This window comes from Specibacter cremeus, from assembly GCF_003946885.1.
GTDB lineage: Bacteria > Actinomycetota > Actinomycetes > Actinomycetales > Micrococcaceae > Specibacter > Specibacter cremeus.
Window position 1 is genome coordinate 1 of record NZ_RWKQ01000011.1, and the last position, 20,733, is coordinate 20,733.

The 20,733-nt window shown below is 71.0% G+C and carries 17 protein-coding genes; 7 read left to right on the plus strand and 10 right to left on the minus strand.

The genetic code is table 11. From position 1 onward, the window contains the following. Positions 1-82: 82 nt before the first annotated feature. Both EJC77_RS05650 and EJC77_RS05655 read right to left on the minus strand, forming a co-directional pair. Positions 83-1,201 (minus strand): resuscitation-promoting factor, encoded by a 1,119-nt coding sequence (locus tag EJC77_RS05650; RefSeq protein ID WP_240629828.1) that lies wholly within the window; start codon positions 1,199-1,201, stop codon positions 83-85. A gap of 262 nt (positions 1,202-1,463) precedes the next feature. After that, on the minus strand, positions 1,464-2,336 hold the full coding sequence (locus tag EJC77_RS05655) for a TatD family hydrolase (RefSeq protein WP_125610606.1): 873 nt from the start codon (positions 2,334-2,336) through the stop codon (positions 1,464-1,466). Between the two features lie 57 nt (positions 2,337-2,393). On the opposite strand from EJC77_RS05655, the gene EJC77_RS05660 reads away from it, so the two are divergent. The 3 genes from EJC77_RS05660 to EJC77_RS05670 are packed head-to-tail and all read left to right on the plus strand — an operon-like array spanning position 2,394 to position 7,066. Then, positions 2,394-3,392: an AAA family ATPase gene (locus EJC77_RS05660; protein ID WP_125610607.1), complete on the plus strand. Its 999-nt coding sequence runs from the start codon at positions 2,394-2,396 to the stop codon at positions 3,390-3,392. A 12-nt stretch (positions 3,393-3,404) separates the two neighbouring features. After that, positions 3,405-4,742, plus strand: a complete 1,338-nt coding sequence (locus tag EJC77_RS05665; RefSeq protein ID WP_125610608.1) for a DUF58 domain-containing protein — start codon at positions 3,405-3,407, stop codon at positions 4,740-4,742. Continuing rightward, positions 4,739-7,066 carry a transglutaminase TgpA family protein gene (locus tag EJC77_RS05670; protein ID WP_125610609.1) on the plus strand — a complete coding sequence of 776 codons (2,328 nt, stop codon included), beginning with the start codon at positions 4,739-4,741 and terminating at the stop codon, positions 7,064-7,066. The genes EJC77_RS05665 and EJC77_RS05670 overlap by 4 nt, the downstream gene beginning before the upstream one ends. A gap of 22 nt (positions 7,067-7,088) precedes the next feature. Here the strand turns inward: EJC77_RS05670 and EJC77_RS05675 are convergent, their stop codons facing one another. After that, positions 7,089-7,739, minus strand: a complete 651-nt coding sequence (locus EJC77_RS05675) for an FMN-binding negative transcriptional regulator (protein ID WP_125610610.1) — start codon at positions 7,737-7,739, stop codon at positions 7,089-7,091. A 70-nt stretch (positions 7,740-7,809) separates the two neighbouring features. Continuing rightward, positions 7,810-8,751 carry a DMT family transporter gene (locus tag EJC77_RS05680; RefSeq protein ID WP_125610611.1) on the minus strand — a complete coding sequence of 314 codons (942 nt, stop codon included), beginning with the start codon at positions 8,749-8,751 and terminating at the stop codon, positions 7,810-7,812. On the opposite strand from EJC77_RS05680, the gene EJC77_RS05685 reads away from it, so the two are divergent. Continuing rightward, the gene (locus tag EJC77_RS05685; protein WP_125610612.1) at positions 8,750-10,162 is read left to right on the plus strand and encodes an aminotransferase-like domain-containing protein; all 1,413 of its coding nucleotides are present in this window, start codon (positions 8,750-8,752) and stop codon (positions 10,160-10,162) included. The genes EJC77_RS05680 and EJC77_RS05685 overlap by 2 nt on opposite strands. A 100-nt stretch (positions 10,163-10,262) precedes the next feature. Here EJC77_RS05685 and EJC77_RS05690 read toward each other — a convergent pair whose 3' ends face one another. Both EJC77_RS05690 and rsmI read right to left on the minus strand, forming a co-directional pair. Then, entirely contained in the window at positions 10,263-11,759 is a 1,497-nt protein-coding gene (locus tag EJC77_RS05690; protein ID WP_125610613.1) for an NAD-dependent succinate-semialdehyde dehydrogenase, read from the minus strand. 218 nt (positions 11,760-11,977) lie between these two features. Continuing rightward, entirely contained in the window at positions 11,978-12,862 is an 885-nt protein-coding gene (rsmI, locus tag EJC77_RS05695) for a 16S rRNA (cytidine(1402)-2'-O)-methyltransferase (protein ID WP_125610614.1), read from the minus strand. A gap of 52 nt (positions 12,863-12,914) precedes the next feature. Here rsmI and EJC77_RS05700 point away from each other — a divergent pair, with 52 nt between their 5' ends. Next, positions 12,915-14,576 (plus strand): dolichyl-phosphate-mannose--protein mannosyltransferase, encoded by a 1,662-nt coding sequence (locus tag EJC77_RS05700; RefSeq protein ID WP_125610615.1) that lies wholly within the window; start codon positions 12,915-12,917, stop codon positions 14,574-14,576. Beyond that, the gene (locus tag EJC77_RS05705; protein WP_205786914.1) at positions 14,576-15,721 is read left to right on the plus strand and encodes an MFS transporter; all 1,146 of its coding nucleotides are present in this window, start codon (positions 14,576-14,578) and stop codon (positions 15,719-15,721) included. The genes EJC77_RS05700 and EJC77_RS05705 overlap by 1 nt, the downstream gene beginning before the upstream one ends. A 16-nt stretch (positions 15,722-15,737) precedes the next feature. Here the strand turns inward: EJC77_RS05705 and EJC77_RS05710 are convergent, their stop codons facing one another. Both EJC77_RS05710 and EJC77_RS05715 read right to left on the minus strand, forming a co-directional pair. Further along, positions 15,738-16,910 carry a TIGR01906 family membrane protein gene (locus EJC77_RS05710; protein WP_240629830.1) on the minus strand — a complete coding sequence of 391 codons (1,173 nt, stop codon included), beginning with the start codon at positions 16,908-16,910 and terminating at the stop codon, positions 15,738-15,740. 204 nt (positions 16,911-17,114) lie between these two features. Next, a complete protein-coding gene (locus EJC77_RS05715) occupies positions 17,115-18,107 on the minus strand; it encodes a stage II sporulation protein M (protein WP_205786916.1) in 993 nt (330 codons plus the stop codon). Between the two features lie 50 nt (positions 18,108-18,157). Here EJC77_RS05715 and EJC77_RS05720 point away from each other — a divergent pair, with 50 nt between their 5' ends. Then, positions 18,158-18,949 (plus strand): RDD family protein, encoded by a 792-nt coding sequence (locus EJC77_RS05720; protein WP_125610616.1) that lies wholly within the window; start codon positions 18,158-18,160, stop codon positions 18,947-18,949. On the opposite strand, the gene EJC77_RS05725 is transcribed toward EJC77_RS05720, so the two are convergent. Together EJC77_RS05725 and EJC77_RS05730 are read right to left on the minus strand one after the other, a co-directional pair. Beyond that, a complete protein-coding gene (locus EJC77_RS05725) occupies positions 18,950-19,453 on the minus strand; it encodes a prepilin peptidase (RefSeq protein ID WP_240629831.1) in 504 nt (167 codons plus the stop codon). Positions 19,454-19,455: 2 nt separating this feature from the next. Continuing rightward, on the minus strand, positions 19,456-20,706 hold the full coding sequence (locus EJC77_RS05730) for a L,D-transpeptidase (protein WP_125610617.1): 1,251 nt from the start codon (positions 20,704-20,706) through the stop codon (positions 19,456-19,458). Positions 20,707-20,733: the final 27 nt, after the last annotated feature.

The window sequence follows — 20,733 nt, forward strand, 5'->3', positions numbered from 1 at the left end:
CGTCTCAACCTCTGCGTCAATGGCCATAACACAACGATAGGGCCCCCAACCATGAAACGCTGGCTAATTTACTGGCGAGTCCTTACGCGGCGCCGGCGCAGCCCCAGGGGCCCAGGCCGGCCTTGGCGTAGTAGGTGTTGGCGACGGCTATCTGCTGGGCCTTCGTGGCCAGGTCGGCCCGGGGCGCGTACTGGCCGCCGCCGTTGGCCAGCCAGGACGAGATGTCGAACTGCAGTCCGCCGTAGTAGCCGTTGCCGGTGTTGATGGACCAGTTGCCGCCGGACTCGCACTGGGCGATCCGGTCCCACATGGCCTCGTTGGCCATGGCCGGGGCGGCCGCGCCGGTGTTGGCGCCCGGTGCGTCGGTCTTCGGGGCCGGGCGGGCCTTGCCGCCGACGGTGACCTGGGCGGCCACGGGCGCGGTCAGCACCGTGGTGCCGGTCTGTGTGCGGCTGACCTCCTTGCCATCAATGGTCACGACGGCGAACTTCGTTTCCAGCGTGCCGGCGACGCCGGCCGTGGTGGTCGTCTGCTGGTCCGTGTACATCGAGTTGTCGACGGTCTTGACCGTCTCGAAGGGAATGCTGGAGGTGCCGGTCGCGGTGCCGGCGCGGTTGACGCGGGACACCTTGACGACCATGTCCTCGACGACGTCCGCGCCGCGCGGCACGGACACCAGGTCGGTGGCGCCGACCTTCACGTTCAGGGAGGTGAGCAGGTCGCCCACGCTGGCCGCCGTCGTCGTCTCGACGCGCTTGGCGCCGTCGACGAGCACGGTGACATGCTTGGGCGTGCTGATGCTGATGGTGGACGTGGAGGAGGCCAGCAGCATGTCGGCCGGGGCCGAGATCTGCGAGCTGGCCGCGATGCCGAGGTCGCCGATCAGGTCCCCGACCTTGTTGGACGTGGTCTGGACGGTGCGCACGGCGCCGTCGACGGAGACATTGACGTCCTTGGTGGTGTTCACCGTGATGACGGTGCCGTTCTTCACCGAATCCGCCAGCGCGGGGCTGACGTGGTCCGCGGCCCGGACGCTCACATGCGCCTTGTCCAGGACGTCCCGGACCGTGCCGCCAAATGTCGACACCGAGCTTGCCTTGCCGTCCACGTTGATGGTGACGGATTTGTTGGCCCCGATGTACGAGACCAGTCCAAGAACCAGGGCCAGCAGGATCAGGGCCTGCCCGCCGATCTTGATCACACTCAGTTTGCCATTTGTCGTGAAGAATTGTGCCACTGGAAGCCGTAACTACTAGTACATCCGGGCACGGGGAATCGCGCATGAAAACCATGCGGCAGGACCCCAATTCCTGGCCCTCGGCACGTGCGCTGCCACGCCTCCCGGCGCCGGGAGCATGGCGCCATGAACGGGAGTGCGTTATCCGAGGGCCTTCCCCGACCCCGGCTAATAGTCACCCAGCGTAACCCAATCGTTACCTTGGTGACAAGACGGCCACCGGAAATCAGGCCCAGGACCCGTAGACGGCATGCGTGTTCGCATTGAGTTGCGACGCGAGGCCGGCCACGTCGCGGCCCAGCAATTCCGCCATGGCCCGCACCGTGTACGGCACCATGTAGCTGGCGTTCGACCGGCCCCGGAACGGGTGGGGCGTGAGGAACGGCGCATCGGTTTCCACCAGCAGCAGCGCCGGATCGGCCAAGGCCAGCGAGTCGCGCAGGTTCCGCGCGTTCTTGAACGTCACGGTCCCCGAGAACGACATGTACCAGCCGTTGGCATTGCAGGTGCGGGCCAGGTCCGCGTCCCCGGAGTAGCAGTGGAACACGACCGTGTCCGGGGCCCCCTCCTCCGCCAGCGTCCGCACCACGTCGGCGTGCGCGTCGCGGTCGTGGATCTGCAGCGCCAGGCCGCGGCGCTTGGCGATGTCGATGTGCCGGCGAAACGAGTGCCGCTGGTCGGCGATGCCGTCCGCGCCGGTGCGGAAGAAATCCAGGCCCGTTTCGCCGATGGCGCGGATGCGCGGGTGGGCGGCCAGTGCGTCGATCTGCGCCAGGGCGGCCTCGAGGGCGCCGGCGGCCGCCAGCGCGGGGGCGTCGTTCGGGTGGATGGCGACGGCGCCGAGCACCCGCGGGTCGGCGTCGACGGCGGCTACGGTGAAGCGCGACGACGCCAGGTCGCAGCCGACCTGGACGGCGCCGGCCACGCCGGCGGCCTGCGCCGCGTCCAGCGCGTCGGCCAGCGGAACGGCGTGTTCGCCGAAGTCGAAGTGCGTGTGGTTGTCGTACACGGGCACCGGCAGCGGCTCGGGGGCCGGCGCGAACTTTCCGGCCGGTGCTCCGAGATGCCGGTACGGGAGGGGGACGGCGGGGGTGCACATGGTTGTCCACTCTATCTTTGCCCCGCAATCCCGTTGTTTTCCAGTAACGTGGGTCACATGCGACGTTATGACGGCCGGCCGCTGGACGGCGAGGGCTTCGACCAGCTGTGCGGGGCCGTCATGGCCGGCGTGAACACCGTGATCGACGGCAAGCCGGAGGCCGTCCGGCTGGCCCTGACGGTGTTCCTGGCCCAGGGCCACCTGCTCGTGGAGGATGTGCCGGGCGTGGGCAAGACCATGCTCGCCAAGGCGCTGGCCAGGACCATCGACTGCACGGTCAGCCGCATCCAGTTCACCCCGGACCTGCTGCCGTCGGACATCACGGGCGTGTCCATGTTCAACCAGGCCTCCGCCACGTTCGAGTTCCGCCCGGGCGCCGTCTTCGCCAACATCGTGATCGGTGACGAGATCAACCGCGCCTCGGCGAAGACGCAGTCGGCACTGCTCGAATGCATGGAGGAGCACCAGGTCACGGTGGACGGCACCTCCTACCGGCTCAGCGAGCCGTTCATGGTGGTGGCCACGCAGAACCCGATCGAGATGGAGGGCACCTATCCGCTGCCGGAGGCCCAACGCGACCGGTTCATGGCCCGCATCTCCATGGGCTACCCGGATGTGACGGCGGAGTTGGCCATGCTGGAGACGCACCAATCGACGAGCCCGCTGGACGGGCTGATCCCGGTGGTGGACGCCTCCGGCGTCGCCGCCATGCTGACCCGCGTCGCGGACGTGTACGCATCGGCGGCCGTGAAGGAGTATGCGGTGGCGATCGGCCACGCCACGCGCGTGCACGAACAACTGCGCCTCGGCGCCAGCCCGCGCGCCCTGTTGCAGCTGCTGCGCGCGGCAAAGGCGCACGCCGCCCTGGCCGGCCGTGACTTCGTGCTGCCCGACGACCTGCGCGACCTGGCCGAGCCGGTCCTGGCGCACCGGCTCATCCTGGAACGGCGCGCGGCCAGCCTGGGTGCCACGGTGCACGACGTGCTGGCCGGCGTGCTGGCCTCCATCCCCGTCCCGGCCACGGCCGGGTCCGCGCATTCGTCCGGGTCCCGCTAGGAGGCGATCGCGTTGGGCTGGCTGCCGCAGAACTTCCTCCGGCCCCGGGGCTGGTTGATGATCGCCGCCGGCGCCCTCGCGCTGCTGCTGGCCGCCATCCTGGGCCGCCGCGACCTGCTCACCGTGAGCGTATTCCTGCTCGTGCTGCCGCCGCTGGCCGGTGCCGGGGTGCGGCTGTTCCATCCCGGTTTCACGGTCAGGCGCTCGTTCGCACCGGCCCTGGTGGAGACGGGGTCGACGGCGGCGGTCACCTTGGACGTGCACGGCACCACCCCGGGTGGCGGGCAGGCGGTGCTGCACGAGGACCTGCCGGCGAACATCGTGCGGGCACCGACGTTCCCCTACCCGGCGCCCGTGACCCCGCGCAGCCTGCGCAGCCGCTACACGTACACGATCAGGCCGACCCGGCGGGGACAGTACGTCATCGGGCCGCTGCGCGCCCGCTTCAGCGACCCGTTCGACGTCGCGTTCCAGCTGCGCACCCTCGACGACGGCGACGTGCTCACGGTGGCGCCGGCCGCCGTCGTGCTTCCGGCCGCGTCGCTCACCGGCGGCCGCGGCACCGACGGCAGCCGTGCCACACGGCAGCGCGCCAACCCCAGCGACGACGACGTCATGACCCGTGACTACCGGTACGGCGACCCGCTGCGCCGCGTGCACTGGCCGGCGACGGCGCGCACCGGCCGGCTCATGGTGCGCCAGGAGGAGTCCGTGACGACCCCGGAGGCCGTGCTCCTGCTGGACCGGCGGCTGGGCGCGTTCGGCGCCGTGCCGCGCACCGGGCTCGGCGGACAGGTCCGGCACGGGGTGGCCGGCCAGCTGCGCAGCAACGCGAACTTCGAATGGGCCGTCGTGGCGGCCGTGTCCGTGGCCACGCACGTGCTGGAGCGCGGCTTCCTGCTGCGGGTCCTCGACGAGCATGGCCGGCCGGCGTTCCTGTCCTCCACCTCGGCCCCCGAGCCGGGCCTGGAGAACTATGCCGGGCCGGGCGGGGTGGTCGCCGTGGCCCAGTCGCTGGCCGCGCTCGAACTGACGGCCCCGGCACAGGGCGAGCACGGATATGACGAGAACCTGGTCGACAGGCTGTTGCAGAGCCGGCGGCGGGGGCCGATCGTGGCCATCACCGGGCGGCTCGGACCCGACGACGCGGCCGTGCTGGCCGAGGCCGCCGACGCCGCCGAGGGGGCCTTCGCCCTCGTGGTGTGCGACGACCCCGCCGCGGCCGGACCCGAGCTGGCCGTGCTGCGGCGCGCCGGCTGGCAGGCCGTGGCGGTCGGCGCCGACACGGCCCTGGCCGACGCCTGGATGGAACTGGACGGGGCGTCCTTGGTCGGGGAGGGCCTCGCATGAGACACACGGCCACGTCCCGCTGGGTGCTCGCCCTGGCCGTCTTCGCCGCCGTCATGGGCCCCTCGATCGGGCTCAACGGCGTGGTGCTGGGGGTCGCCTGGATGCCGCGCGCCGCCTTCACCGTGGCGGTCGTGCTGGCCGCCGCCGCCGCCACCCGGCGCTTCCCGCGAGTGGCGCCGCTGGCCCCGCTGGCCGGGTTCGCCGCCCTGTGGGCCGGGCTCGTGCTGCTGTTCTTCGCCGACTCGTCCGTGCTCGGGGTCATCCCCACGGTCAAGACGTTCGAGGACATGGGTGCCCTGCTGGAACAGTCCGGCCAGACGATCCTGGTCCGTTCGGCACCCATCCCGCTCGACGACGGCATCGCGTTCATCATCTGCGCCGGGCTCGGGTTGGCCGCCCTGCTCATCGACATCCTGGCCCTGGCCGCCGCGCTGCCGGCCGCGGGCGGGCTGGGCATCCTGCTCATCCTGTTCGTCCCGGCCATCATCAAGCCCGAAAGCGTCGGCGTGCCCGGGTTCGTCGCCGCCGGCGTCGGCTACCTGATCCTGCTGGGCTGTTGCCACTGGTACGCCCCGGGCGGGAAGCCGCGGCCCAGCGGCAATGTGGCCCCCAGCGGCACCCGGGCCCGGGCCGCGTGGCTCACGGTCGTCGTCGTCGCGGCCACGGTCGCGATCCCGCTGGCCATCCCGGGCTTCAGCACCGGGGCGTTCCCGCAGGGCAGCCGCCTCGGACAGCCCGGCAACGTCGCCGGCATCGACCCGATGGTGTCCCTCGGCAACGACCTGCGCAACCAGGGCAGCGGCGCCCAGGTGTTCTACGACACCGATTCGGCCACCCCCGTCTACCTGCGCACGTCCACCCTGGAGGACTTCTCCGGCCACACCTGGAAGCCGGACCCGCGCACGAAGGACCGCCAGGGCGATCCGGAGGACATCCGCAACGCCTATGGCCCGGTTGCAGGCGTGCCGGTGGTGACAACCCAGACGAGGATCTACACCGACTACCTGATCAGCAACTGGCTGCCGGCGCCGTACGCGCCGTCGCGCATCTTGGGCCTCAAGGGGCCGTGGACGTGGGACCCGGAGACGCTGACCGTCATGGGGTCGACCGTCACCACCATGAACCAGTCCTACCTCGTCACGAGCGTCAGGCCCGAGCTCACGCCGGAGATCCTGCGCGCCACCGGTAGTCCGCGGCGCGGCCTGGACCCGGTGTTCACGAAGCTGCCGGGCAACCTGCCCTCCATCATCACCGACACGGCGCGCTCGGTCACGAAGGGCCTGGACACGGCGTTCGACAAGGCCCTGGCGCTGCAGGACTACCTGCGCGCGACCGACTTCACCTACAGCGAGAAGACGCCGCTGCAACAGGGCTATGACGGCGCCGGCATGGACGTCATCGCCAAGTTCCTGCAGGTCAAGGCCGGGTATTGCGTGCACTTTTCCTCGGCCATGGCCGTCATGGCACGCGTGCTGGGCATCCCGTCCCGGATCGCCATCGGCTACGCGCCCGGCTCGCTCACGGGCCGCACCGACGACCTGAACGGGCACCCGCTGACCGGGTACATGGTCAACGGGCACAATGCGCACGCCTGGCCCGAACTGTACTTCGAGGGCGTCGGCTGGGTGCCGTTCGAGCCGACGCCGACGCGCGGCCAGGTTCCCGCGTACGCGCAGGTGCCCGTCTCGTCGGCGCCCTCGGCCAACAACAACGACCTGTTCAACCCGTCCCGGCAGCAGCCCACGGCGCCGGCGACGCCCGCGCCCGGCGCGTCCGCCGCCCCGGCGGCCGCGGCCGGGGCGACCCCGGCGGCGGAGCGCGGTGCCGGATGGGGGATGGCCCTGGTGCTGGCGTTCGTGGCGCTGGCCGGTCCGTGCGTGTGCCGGGCGCTCGTTCGACGGCGGCGGCTGGCCCTGGTGCGCGGCGCCGGCGGTGCGTCCCGTCCCGACCCGGCCGTGATCGCCTGGCGCGAGGTGCGGGATTCGGCCGTGGACTACGGGGTCCGTCCCGACCCGGCCAGGACGCCGCGCGCGCAGGCGGCGATGATCGGGGCACGGCTCGGGCCGGCGACGGACGGCGCGGATGCCGTCATGGCGCTGGCGCACGCGTTCGAACGCGCCGTGTACGGGCGCGCACCGGCCCCTTCGACCGGGGCTTCGTCGTCCGGGGCCGGGACGGCGACACTGGAGCGGACGTCCGCGGTCGACGTCGACCTCCTGGCCGAGCAGCTCGAATCCGTCGTGGCCGGGCTGGAGAACTCGGCGACGGCGGCAGCCCGCCTGCGCGCCGTGGTGCTGCCGCAGTCGTTGTTCAGCCGGTCGTGAAGCACGCCGGGCGGCTCGCGCCTCAGCGGTTCCAGGACCCGGTGATCGGGGCTTCGTGTCTCGCTCGCGCCACGTCGGCGGCGCATCCTGCCTGCCCGTGGGTGTCAAGGCCGGCCACGATGCCGTCGATGTCGGTGTCGGGGCGGTTCTGGCTGAGTTTGGCTTTCACGTCGATCCTGGTGATGAGCAGTTCGACGCCGACGATGGCGCGCAGCTGACCGGAGACATAGCGCTCCGGCGCATCGTCCACGGACCAGGGTCGCTCAAAATGGGCCTCGTTGAGGTCGGTCAGCCGCCTGACATGATTGCCGAGCCAGGCGGGGTCGTCATGGACGGCGAGCCGGCCGTACACGTGGGCGGTGGAGTAGTTCCACGTCGGTACGACGCGTCCGTGTTCGGCCTTCGATGCGTACCAGGAGGGCGAGATGTAGGCGTCCGCGCCCTGGATGATGACGAGTGACTCTCCGATCGCGGGCTCTGACCACTGGGTGTTGTTTCGGGCGAGGTGCCCGTGCAGCGCGCCGTGGTCGCCGATCGAGGGATCGTAGATGAAGGGCAGGAAGGTGGCGAGCAGGCCCCGCGAGGTCATGGTGACCAGGTTGGCTGCGGCCGGCCGGGTGAGGAGGTCGTGGACGGAGTCGGGGCCGGCTTCGAAGTGCGCTGGGATGTACATGGGGCTCTTCCTTTGGATGAAGGATGTTCGTGGTCTGTGTTCATGGTCTGTGTTCATGGTCTGTGAATCGTCAGGGATTCCGTGTCGGGGGCGGTGGGGTGAGCCGGACGCGGACCGCGATGCCGGCGCACAGGATGACGGCGAGGCCGCCGATGATGGTGGTCCAGGTCAGGGTCTCGCCGAGCAGCAGTCCGGCCCAGCAGATGCTCAGCACGGGTTGGATGAGTTGGATCTGGCTCACCTGGGCCATGGGGCCGAGGGCGAGGCCGCGGTACCAGGCGAAGAAGCCAAGGAACATGCTGACGAGGCCGAGGTAGGCAAAAGCGGCCCACTGGACCGGGGTGCCTGACGGTGGCCCCTGGGCCATGGAGAGCGCCGTCAGGAACACCATCAGCGGCGCTGCGAGGACAAGCGCCCAGGATACGGTCTGCCACGCGCCGAGTTCGCGGGCGAGCAGGCCACCTTCGGCGTATCCGATGGCCGCGGCCGCGACGGCGCCGAGGAGCAGCAGGTCCGCCCAGTGCGGTTGCCCGAAGCCACCGGACTGCGCGAAGGCGAAAGCGATGGCCGCCAGGGCGCCCACGGCCGTGACGGCCCAGAACGCCACCGGTGGACGCTCGCGCCCGCGGAGCACCGCGGCCGTTGCCGTCGCGGCGGGGAGCAGGGCGATGACGACGGCCCCGTGACTGGCGGGCGCGGTGGTCAGCGCGAACGAGGTGAGCAGCGGGAAGCCGACAACGATCCCTCCGGCGACCACGGCGAGCCGCGCCCACTGCACGCCGTGAGGAAAGCGCTGCCGGGTGAGCGCGAGGGCGAAGGCGGCCAGCACGGCCGCCACGACGGCGCGGGCCGACCCGATGAACAGGGGCGACAGGCCGCCGACCGCCACTCGGGTGAAGGGAACGGTGAACGAGAACGCCGCTACCCCGAGGAGGCCCCACCACAGGCCGGTGCCGGAACGGGACGGTATCACTGGCAAAACAAGTGTAGTAGCGCTACTATTGTATCTCATGAATAACGATAGCAGTTCCCGGATCGCGGCGCGACTCAGGGAATGGTTGGCCGGGGCCGCGCCGGGGTCCCGGCTGCCGTCCACGCGGTCCCTGGTTGCCGAGTACCGGGCCAGCCCCGTGACGGTGCAGAAGGCCCTGCAGACCCTCACGGCGCAGGGCCTGATCGAGAGCCGGCCCGGGGTCGGGACCTTCGTGCGGGCCGTCCGGACCGCACGCCCGTCGGACTACGGCTGGCAGAGCGCGGCCCTCCGATCGCCGCAGGCGCCCCTTCGCCCGGCCTCCACGACGATGCGCGGCGCATCGAACAATGTCATTGCCTTCCACGCAGGGTACCCGGACCGGGAGCTCCTGCCGGAGCGCCAGGTGCGTGCGGCCCTGACCAGGGCGGCCCGGGGTGATGCCGCCCTGTCCCGTCCGCCCGTGGCAGGGCTGCCGGAGCTGCAGTCCTGGTTCGCGCACGAACTCGGCGCCTCGACCCCGGTGGGGGTCACCCCGCCGACACCGAGAGACGTCATCGTGCTGCCGGGGAGCCAGAGCGGACTCAGCTCCATTTTCAGCGCATTGGTCGGCAGCGGGCAGCCGCTGCTCCTGGAATCCCCGACCTACTGGGGCGCCATCCTGGCTGCGGCCCAAGCGGGCGTCCGCGTCGTCCCGGTGCCCAGCGGACCCGACGGCCCCGACCCGGAGGAGCTGGCCCGGGCCTTTGAGGAGACCGGCGCGCGCCTGTTTTACGCGCAACCGAACTACGCGAACCCCACCGGCGCGCAATGGGCCGCCGGGCGGGGCGAACAGGTCCTGGACGTCGTCCGTGAGAACGGCGCGTTCCTCGTCGAGGACGACTGGGCGCACGACTTCGGCATCAGCACCACCCCCGTACCCGTTGCCACGCACGACGATTCGGGCCATGTCGTCTACCTTCGCTCGCTGACGAAGAGCGTGTCCCCGGCCATCCGCATCGCCGCCGTCATCGCCCGCGGTCCGGCACGCGAGCGCATTCTTGCGGACCGGGGAGCGGAGTCGATGTATGTCAGCGGCCTCCTTCAGGCCGCGGCGCTCGACGTCGTCACACAGCCTGCCTGGCAGACCCATCTGCGCAGCCTCCGCCATCAGCTCCAATCACGCCGTGACCTCCTGGTCACCAGCCTGCGCGAGCATGCCCCGCGGGCCCATATTGAGCATGTGCCAACGGGAGGGCTGAACCTCTGGGCACGCCTGCCCGATGGGACCGACCTCGACCGGCTGACCCGTGACTGCGAGAGCGCCGGAGTCATGATCGCCGCCGGCGATGAATGGTTCCCGGCCGAACCTGCGGGCCCGTTCATCCGGCTCAACTACTCGGGACCGAACCCGGGCGCCTTCCCGGAAGGCGCCCGCATCCTCGGCCAGGCACTCGAACGCAACAGCCGCTAGAATCCGGCAGAACGCGGAAGACCCTCGTCCGGATAATGCTGGACGAGGGTCTTCCGCGGGTTGGGTCCGGGGAGTATCCGTGGGTGATGCGATCCCGGGGTTACATGCTGTGCGGGTTCGGCATGCCGATGTACTGCGTGTACTGGTACTCGGCGATGCCTTCGATCGAACCCTCGCGGCCCATGCCCGACTGCTTGACGCCGCCGAACGGGGCGGCGGCGTTGGAGATGACCCCGGCGTTCAGGCCCATCATGCCGGCCTCGATCCGGTCGGCCATGCGCAGGCCGCGGTTGAGGTCCTTCGTGAACACGTAGGAGGCCAGGCCGAATTCGGTGTCGTTGGCCAGGGCGACGGCCTCGTCCTCGGTCTTGAACGTCACGATCGGGGCGACCGGGCCGAAGATCTCCTCGGTCAGGATGCGCGCCCCCGGCTCGACGCCCTTGAGCACGGTCGGCTGGTAGAAGTACCCCGGCCCGTCGACGGGCGCCCCGCCGACCACGGCCTCGGCGCCGTCGGCCACGGCGTCGGCGACCAGCGAGTGGACCTTGTCGCGGCTCTTGGCGTCGATCAGCGGGCCGACGTTCGTGCTCGGCTCGGTGCCGCGGCCGGTCGTCATGGCGGCCATCTTGGCGGCGAACTTCGCGGCGAACTCGTCGGCCACGGACTCCTGGACGATGAACCGGTTCGCGGCCGTGCAGGCCTCGCCCATGTTGCGCAGCTTCGCGGCCATCGCGCCGTCGGCGGCGGCGTCCAGGTCGGCGTCCTCGAACACCAGGAACGGGGCGTTGCCGCCGAGTTCCATGGACGTGCGGAGCACGTTCTGCGATGCGTCGGCCAGCAGGCGCCGGCCCACCTGGGTGGAGCCGGTGAAGGAGAGCTTGCGCAGGCGCGAGTCCTGGATCATCGGTCCGGTCACCGCGCCGGCGCTGGACGTGGCGACGACGTTCAGCACGCCGGCGGGCAGGCCGGCGTCGAGCATGACCTGGGCGAACAGCTGGGACGTCAACGGCGTCAGGTTGGCCGGCTTGAGCACCATGGTGCAGCCGGCGGCGACGGCCGGGGCGACCTTGCGGGTGGCCATGGCCAGCGGGAAGTTCCACGGGGTGATCAGCAGGCACGGGCCCACCGGCTTCTTCTGCACGAGCAGCCGGCTGGTGCCCTCCGGGGACTGGGAGAAGCGGCCGAACGAGCGCACGGCCTCCTCGGAGAACCAGCGCAGGAACTCGGCGCCGTACGTGACCTCGCCGCGCGCCTCGGCCAGCGGCTTGCCCATCTCCAGGGTCATCAACAGCGCGAAGTCGTCCGCGCGGGCGGTGACGAGCTCGAAGGCGCGGCGCAGGATCTCGGCGCGCTCGCGCGGGGCCGTCGCGGCCCAGGCCTCCTGCGCGTCCACGGCCGCGTCCAGCGCGGCGGCGCCGTCCTCGACGCCGGCGTCGGCGATGCTCAGGAGCACCTTGCCCGTCGCCGGGTCCTCGACGTCGAACGTCTTCCCCGAGGCGGCGGGGCGCCAGGCACCGTTGATCAGCAGGCCCGTGGGCACGCCGGCCAGCAGCTCGCTTTCACGCTGCGTCAATTCATTGGTGGCGCTGACGGTCATGATGACTCCTTCGACGGGTGCGCTGCGGTGGGGGCCGGGCAGCATGGGGAAACGGGGATGTCGCTTCCCTCACGGTATGTCCCCGAATCCGGGAGCGTCTATGCATGCACGCACTACGGAACACGGCCATCACTGTGCAGCTGTACAGTGCAGTTGTACAGTGCAGTTGTACAGCGGCCGCCGGCGGCCCGGAACCCCCGTCCGGCGCAGAGGGACGCTCAGGCCCGGGCGGCCAGCACGGCGCTGTACAGCTCGCGTTTGCTGACGTGGAATTCGCCGGCCACGACGGCGACGGCCTCCTTGAGGCGCAGGCCGCCGGCCACCAATGCGGCCACGTCCGCGACGTGGTCCGCCGGCTCCGACGGGGCGGCGTCCGGTGCGCCGGCGACGACGACGGCGATCTCGCCGCGGATCTCGGTCGCCTCGGCCCACTCGAGCAGGCCGGCCAGCGGCAGGCGCAGCACCTCCTCGTACGTCTTGGTCAGTTCCCGGCACACGGCCGCGCGCCGGTCCGGGCCGAACGCCTCGTGCAGCGCGCGCAGCATCGGCTCGAGCCGGTGCGGGGCCTCGAAGAACACCATGGTGCGCCGTTCCGCGGCCAGGTCCCGCAACCGGCCGGCCCGCTCCCCCGCCTTGCGCGGCAGGAACCCCTCGAAGCAGAACCTGTCCGTGGGCAGCCCGGACAATGCGAGCGCCGTCAGCACGGCGGACGGTCCGGGCGCGGCCGTGACCCGCACGCCGGCGGCGACGGCGGCCTCGACGAGCCGGAACCCGGGGTCGGAGACCGACGGCATGCCGGCGTCGGTGACCATCAGCAGGACCTTGCCATCGCGCACCTGCGCCAACAGGTCGGCCGTCCGCGCCGCCTCGTTGTGTTCGTGGTAGCTGACCACGCGGCCGGCGACCGTCACGCCCAGCGCCGTCACCAGCCGGTGCAGCCGGCGGGTGTCCTCCGCCGCGATGAGGTCGGCGGTGCCGAGCCACTCGACGAGCCGGGCGGTGGCGTCGCCCATGTTGCCGATGGGCGTCCCGGCCAGCACGATGAGGCCGTCGGCGGGGACTTCGACGGTGCCCTGCGGCTCGTGCTGCTGTGAATCGTCCATGCCTCCAGCGTAGTGTCCCGTGGCTGCGCGGCCGTGTCGGTAGCATGGCAGGGTGCACCCGACCACTGAGGTATCCGCCGTCGTGCCCCCGCCCAGCGAGCCGGCGGCACGCCCGCGGTGGGTGCGCGACCCGGCCGTGGCGTTCACCCGGGCCGCCCTGGCCGTGCGGCTGCTCGGCGACCGGCCGGCCCTGCCGGTGTCGCTGCGACTGTGGGCCTGGCTGGGGCCGGCCCTGGCCGCCGTCGTCGGTGGGGTGCTGCGCTTTGTCCGGCTCGGCGATCCGCATTCGCTCGTGTTCGACGAGACCTACTATGTCAAGGACGCCTACAGCTACCTGCAGAGCGGGTATGAACGCAACTGGGCGGACAAGGCCAACGAGTTGTTCGTCACCGGCAACTTCTCGGCCCTGCAGCACACGCCCGAATACGTGGTGCATCCACCGGTCGGGAAGTGGATGATCGCGTTCGGTATGTGGCTGTTCGGGCCGTCCAGCTCGTTCGGGTGGCGTTTTTCCGCCGCCGCCGTCGGCACCGTGTCCATCTTCCTGCTGGCCCTGATCGCGTACAAGCTGTTCCGGTCAGTCATCCTCGCCTCGATCGCGGGCCTGCTGTTCGCCGTCGACGGGCACGCGATCGTGCAGTCGCGCACGTCCCTGCTGGACATTTTCGTCATGTTCTGGGCGCTGGTCGCCTTCGGCGCGCTCCTCATGGACCGTGATGACGGACGACGGCGGCTGGCCCGGCGGGTTGCCGCGCTCGCCCCGGACGGGGGTGCTCCCCCGTCGCGGGCGCTCATGTACGGCCCGTGGCTGGGCGTGCGCTGGTGGCGGCTCGCGGCCGGCGTGGCCCTGGGCCTGTGCATCGGGACGAAGTGGTCCGGCCTGTTCTTCCTGGCCGCGTTCGGCCTCATGACGGTGCTGTGGGACGCCAACGCGCGGCGCATCGCCGGGATCAGGTACTGGATCTCCGCGGCCATCCTGAAGGACGGGCTGTTCGCGTTCGTCTCGACGGTGCCGGTGGCGTTCGTGACCTACCTGGCCACGTGGACCGGCTGGTTCCTCTCCTCCGACGCCTACGACCGCCAATGGGCGGCGGGCAACCCCGGCGGTGCGTGGGGGTGGATCCCCGGCCCGTTGCGCTCGTTGTGGCACTACCATGCGACGGCGTACGCGTTCCACACGGGGCTGGACTCCGACCACCCGTACAAGGCGAACGCGTGGTCGTGGTTCGTGATGGGCCGGCCCACGTCGTTCTATGCCCAGTACCCCGTGCGGGGCGAGGACGGCTGCACCGTCGACAAGTGCGCGTCGATGGTGACGAGCCTGGGCAACCCGCTGATCTGGTGGGCCGGGTCGCTGGCCATCCTGGTCCTGGTCGGGTTGTGGGCGGCGCGCCGCGACTGGCGGGCCGGGGCCATCCTGTGTGGTTTCGCCGCCGGCTACCTGCCGTGGCTCGCGTACCCGAATCGGACGATCTTCTTCTTCTACGCGATCGCGTACGAACCGTACCTCATCCTGGCCGTGACCATGGTGCTGGGCCTGGTGCTGGGCAGGGCCGCGGCGCCATCGTGGCGGCGCCGCCAGGGGGCCCTGTTCGTGGGCCTGTTCCTGCTGGCGGCCGTGCTGCTGAGCGCCTACTTCTACCCGGTCTGGACGTCCTCGGTGATCCCGTTCCAGGAGTGGGTCCACCGCATGTGGATGCCGAGCTGGATCTAGTGCGCCACACCCTGCCCGGCCTGCTCGCACTCACGGTGGCCTGCTTCATGGCCGTGACCACGGAGATGCTGCCCGTCGGACTGCTGCCGGCCATCGGGTCCACGTTCGGGGTGGGCGACTCCGTCACCGGGTTGCTGGTCAGCGTGTACGCCGTCATGGTGGCCGTGCTTGCCGTCCCGTTGACGCTGGCCACGCGCCGCGCCGCGCGCAAGACCCTCCTGCTGGCCACCGTGACCTGTTACGCGCTGAGCAACCTGCTCGTCACGCTGGCGCCGGGCTTCGCGCTCGTGGTCGCCGGGCGGGCGCTGGGCGGGGTGACCCACGCGCTGTTCTTCTCCGTGGCCATCGGCTACGTGTCCCGGTTGGTGGACCGCGCCTATGTGGGCCGGGCCCTGGCCCTGGTCACCGGCGGCGTCTCGGCCGGGTTCGTGCTCGGCGTGCCGCTGGCCACGTCGCTGGGCACCGCCGTGGGGTGGCGGGTCGCGTTCGGTGCGCTGGCCGCCGTGACCGGCGCCGCCGCCGTCGTCGTCGCGATCGTGCTGCCGCCGGTGCCGAACACCGTCCCGGCCCCCGCCCACGGCGAGGCGGGACGACGACGGCAACTGACCGCCGTCGTCGGCGCGAACGGGCTGTCCTTCCTGGGGCAGTACTCGCTATACACATACATCACCGTGCTGCTGCTCGGTTCCGGTGCGGGCAAGGAGGCGATCGGGCCGATCCTGGTGCTGTGCGGGCTGGCCGGCCTGGTGGGGCTGTGGCTGGCTGCGCGGCGGCTCGACCACAACCCGCGGCTGGTCGGCGTGGCCGTCCTCGCGGTGGCGCTGGCCGGCATGGCCGGGGTGGGCCTCGCCTACCCGTCGCTGGCGCTGGTCATCGTCGCGGCGATGGCCTGGAACGGGGCGTTCGGCGCGGTGCCCTCCGTGTACCAGTCGGCCGCGATCCGCACGCATGCCGTCGCGCCGGAAATGGCCGGGGCCTGGGTCAACGCGACCAGCAATGTGGGGATCGCCGCCGGGGCGGCCATCGGCGCCGCGTTGCTGGCGGGGCCGGGCCTGCGGCCGATCGTGTGGACCGGCTGCGCCATCCTGGCCACGGCGCTGTTGCTGGTTGTCGCGGCCCGCCGCGCGTTCCCGCGCAAACCCTGACCCGGGGTTGCGCGGGTTACTCCGTGGCGGCCGCGCGGCGGCCCGGCCGACGCGACTTGGCAACCTGGGTGCGGCGCGACTTCGTGGGCCAGGTGAACGCCAGCGTCAAAGTCGACACGACCAGGATGATGACGCCGACCACCAGGCCCGCATCCATCCAGAACTGCTCGGGGAACAGCCGGATCAGGGTGTCGTTGACGTAGAACGTCCACGTGCCGTTCGCGAAGAACAGCTCGTGCAGGTCGGTGAAGAACGTGGTCCAGCCGATGACGGCCAGGACGCCGAGGGCGAGGACCAGTGCCAACGTCACGATGGACCCCGCGAACAGGCTGCGCCGGATCCCGCCGACGGTGCGGCGGCGCAGGTAAAGGCAGAAGATGACCATGGCGATGGCCAGCACGGTGCCGACGATGAAGGCCAAGTCGATGACGGATTTCACGTCCGCCATGTGGCTGACCTCGCCGGGCTTGAACAGGGGGTGCCCCTGGGTGTCAACGAGATCGCCAAGATAGCGCGGTGGGGCCAGGTTGAGGAGGTAGTCGACGGCGTAGGAGCCGTAACTCATGCGGTCCCCGGTGCTGAAGCCGAACGTGTCACCCGGAAACCCGGGCCGGTGGTACTCGATCCACAGGAACGCGTTCGTCGTGACGAGCCGCAAGGCCAGCACGAGCAGCACCACCGGATAGCAGACGGCGAGCAGGACCTGGATGACGCGCGGCAGCACCGGTTTCGTCCGGGCCGCCTGTTCGCGGGCGGCCACTCGCTTGTCGATCTCCTCCTGCGGCGGCCGGATGTGGAGCATTGACGTGGGCGACTGCTCGACGTGCGGAACACCGTCAGCCTCGGCCGCATCCCCGGCGCCACCCTTGTCCGCCGCCGCGTCCGCCACCGCAGGGAATTTCGGCATCGAACCGGCCGGGCGCATGGGCTCGTCCTGCACGCCGTCGGACGCATGGTCGATCTTCACGGTCGCCGGCACGTGGACACCCGGATCCGTGGACGTGGTACCGGCCGGCTCGCCGGTCTTGGGGTTCCCGCCTGCCGGGGCGTTCGGAACCATCCGCGCGAAGGCGGGCTCGGCGTCGTCCTCCGGTACCTCGACGGCGCCGGGCGTGGACCCCGGCGTGATTTCGTCCGGATTCCTGGATGTCGGGATGGCGGGGCCTGCTGGTGTCTGGTTCTCGCTCACCTTTGAAGCCTACCGGCGCAGCGGGCGCCGCTCACCGTGCCACCCCGGGAGATGCCAAAACTCCCAGCAAACCGTTATGTTCCAGCGCCACGGATCCGCGGCGGCCGGGCCCGGACGGGCCGCCCGGGTCTCGACAAGCTCGACCACCGGTTCGGTGATTGAGCCTGTCGAAATCGCCTCGGGTCTCGACACGCTCGACCACCGTCAGGCGGTCAGGACGGAGGCGCCGGCGTCGTCGTCGGACATGTCCCCCCGCTCACCGGCGAGGTAGGCGCGCCGGCCCAGCACCAGCGTGTACGTCCAATACGCGGCCAGGACCGTGGCCCCGATGCCCAGTTTCGCCCACACGGGCAACGGGCTCGGCGTCACGAATCCCTCCACCAACCCGGAGACGAACAGCACGAAGACCAGGCCGATCGCCACCGTGATCAGCGACCGCCCCTCCCGCGCCACCGCGTCCAGGCGCCGGTGCCGGCCGGGATTCACCCACGCCCAGAAGATGCGCAGCCCGGCCGCCGACGCGACGAACACGGCCGTCAGCTCCATCATCCCGTGCGGCAGGATGTAGCTGAAGAACACGTCGCCGCGGTGGTAGGCGAACATGACGCCGCCGGTGATCCCGACGTTCTGGGCGTTCATGAACAGCTGGTACGGGACGAAGATGCCGGTGATGCCGAACGCCACGCACTGGGCGGCGATCCAGGCGTTGTTCGTCCACACCGACCCGGCGAAGGACGCCGCCGGGTTCTCCGAGTAGTAGTTGACGAAGTCGTGCTCCACGATCCGCTTCAGGTCCGCCGAACCGCCCAACGCCGCCAGCACGCCCGGCGTCCGGGCCGCCCACACGCCGAACAGCAGCGCCGTGAGCGTGAACAGGACGCCGACCACCACCGTCAGCCAGCGGATCCGGTAGAACGCGGCCGGCAGCGAGATGACGACGAACCGGGCCACGTCGGTGAGGACATTCGTCCGGGCGCCGGTGAAACGCGTCCGCGCCCGGGCCAGGGTGGACGACAACGACGTCGACAACGGGGTCTCGGCCGCCACCGACCGCAGCAGTGACAGGTGCGAGGACACGCCCTGGTACAGGTGGAGCAGCTCGTCGGCCTCGGCCCCCGTGAGGCGGCGTTTGCGCGACAAGGCGTCCAGCCGGTCCCATTGGGGCCGGTGCACGGCGGCGAATGCGTCCAGGTCCACGAACACCACCCTAGCGCTCCACCCACACCGGTGGTGGCTACACTGGCAGCATGTCCGCGATCGTCACCGGCGAGGCCGTCGTCCTGGAACTGCGGCCGGCCTCCTTTGCCGCACGGTCCCTGGGCGCCGCCATCGACCTGCTCCTCGGGATCGCCGTCATCATCGGCCTGCTGGCCGGCTTCGCGGCGCTGCCGCAGGTGGTCGACCCCGCCGCCGGACGCATCATCGTGATCGTCGGGCTGGTGGGCGTCCTGGTGGTCCTGCCGGTCACCGTGGAGACGCTCTCACGGGGCAAGTCGCTGGGCAAGCTGGCCATGGGGCTGCGCGTGGTGCGCGACGACGGCGGCGCCGTCCGCTTCCGGCAAGCCCTGGTCAGGGGCCTGGTGGGCTTCTTCGAGATCTACCTGATGCTCGGCTCCGTGGCGTTCCTGGCCGCGCTGTTCAACGACAAGTCGAAGCGGCTGGGCGACATGCTGGCGGGCACGTACGCCATCCGGGACCGGGCGCCGAAGACCCCGCCGCTGCTCGTTGCCACCCCGCCGTACCTGGCCCCGTGGGCGGCGGTGGCGGACATCGGCCGGCTGCCGGACCCGCTGGCCCGGCGCATCGGCGCGTTCCTGCGGCAGAGCCGGCAGATGGCGCCGGCGTCCCGTCTCGGGCTGGCGCAGTCATTGGCGCACGAGGCGTCGGGGCACGTGGCGCCCCTGCCGGCCCCCGGCACGCCGGCGGAGGACTTCTTGGCCGCGCTCATGGCCGAGCGGCGCGAACGCGACTTCGTGCGGATGTCCGCCGCGCAGGAACGCGCCGAGGCGCTGGGCCGGCGGCTGCGCGGCGAGGCCTGACTACCCGCCCACCAGTACGGCGGCGGCGCCGGCCAGCATGAACGGGCCGAACGGGATCGCCGTATTGCCGGTGCCGCGACGGGACGCCAGCAGCACCACGCCCCACAGCCCGGCCAGCACGAACGCCAGCGCGGTCGCCCAGAACACCGCCGGCCAGCCGGTGAACCCCAGGTACAGGCCCAGCACGAACGCCAGCTTCACGTCGCCCAGGCCCAGCCCGGCCGGGTAGACCAGGTTGAGCACCAGGTAGGCGATGAAGAGCACGACGCCGGCACTCACCGTGCGCAGCGCGGCGCCGGGATCGCCGGCGGCCAGGGCGGCGCCGGCGAGCAACACGAGCGCCGCCAGCGCCGAGGGGTAGACGATGCGGTTGGGCAGCAGGTGGTGCCGGATGTCGATGCCGGCCAGCCGGACGGCCATCCACACGAAGTACAGGCAGGCGGCCAGGACCAGCCAGAACGCGACCGGATGGGGGCCCCACAGGCCCGCCAGCGCCGAGCGCACGGCTACCGGGACGCGTACTGGTTGAAGGGGATGTTCCAGTCTCCGAAGCCGTCTGTCGGGGCGATCGTCTCGGCCGGGCTGTTGACCACGTGCACCAGGTCGCCCGGGCCCATGTTCTGGAACACCCAGGACGCGCCGGCGGCGTCCATGCCGATGCAGCCGTGCGACAGGTTGACCTGCCCGATGAACGGCACGGCGGAGTCGGTGGCCTGGTGGATGAACTCGCCGCTGGGGGTCAGCCGTGTGGCGTAGTTGACGTCGACCTCGCCGTAGTCGGCCGGGTCGCCGGGCTTCAGGCCGATGGTCGAGGCGACGAAGTGCGCCTTGCGCTGCTTGTCGTTGAGCAGCACCAGGTAGCCGGACGCGGACGGGAACCGTTCGTCGCCCATGGTGACGAGGAAGTGCCTGGCCAGCGCGCCGTTGATGTAGACGTCCGCGACGTGGTTGGCGGCGTCGGCCACCAGCTCCACCTTGTTGCCGACCTGGATGGTGGTCGAATTGCTGAAGTTGCCGATCTGCCCGTTGCCGAAGTCCACGCCGAACAAGTCCATGTCGACCTTGATCTTCGTGTTCGCCGCCCAGAATTCGGCCGGCCGGTACCGGGCCATGGTGTCGCTGTACCAGCGGAACGCGCCCTTCTGCCCGGATCCTGCCGTGATCCTGATGGCCTTTTCCACGGCCGCCTTGTTCGTCACCGGCTCGCTGAACGTGAATTCCAGCGGTTGGCCCACACCGACGGTGAAGTCGCCGTTCGGGTACACGAACGCGTTGGCCTCATTCGACGGCGGCACCGTGCTGAACGTGCTGCGCCTGGTGACGGGGACGCCGTTCGCGTCCTCGGCGGTGATGTCGAACGTGTAGTTCGTGTCGAACGCCAGCCGGTCCTTGGCCTTCCAGGTGGCGCCGTCGGCGGACAGCTCGCCGTCGAGGCTCTCCCCCGTGTCGGTGACCTTCAGGACCACGTGCGTGAGCGTGCCGTGGTCGGCCCGGGCCACCACGGGGTCGGCCGGGTTGATGAACGTGGCGTCGTTCTTCGGCGTGACGGTCAACGCGACCGGTTCGACCGGTGGCAGGGTGCGGGTGGGTGTCACACTGGCTGGGGCCGGTGGCGGCGCGCCGTTGCCCGTGCCCAGCCAGGTACCGGCGGTTGCCGCGGCGCCCACGCCGCCGCCCACCACCACGAGGCAGATGGCGGCGACCAGGGCGATCTTCCAGCCCTTGCGCCGGCCCTTCGGTGACGTCGAATCCTGCATTTTTCCCCCATCGGCGCCCGCGCCCCA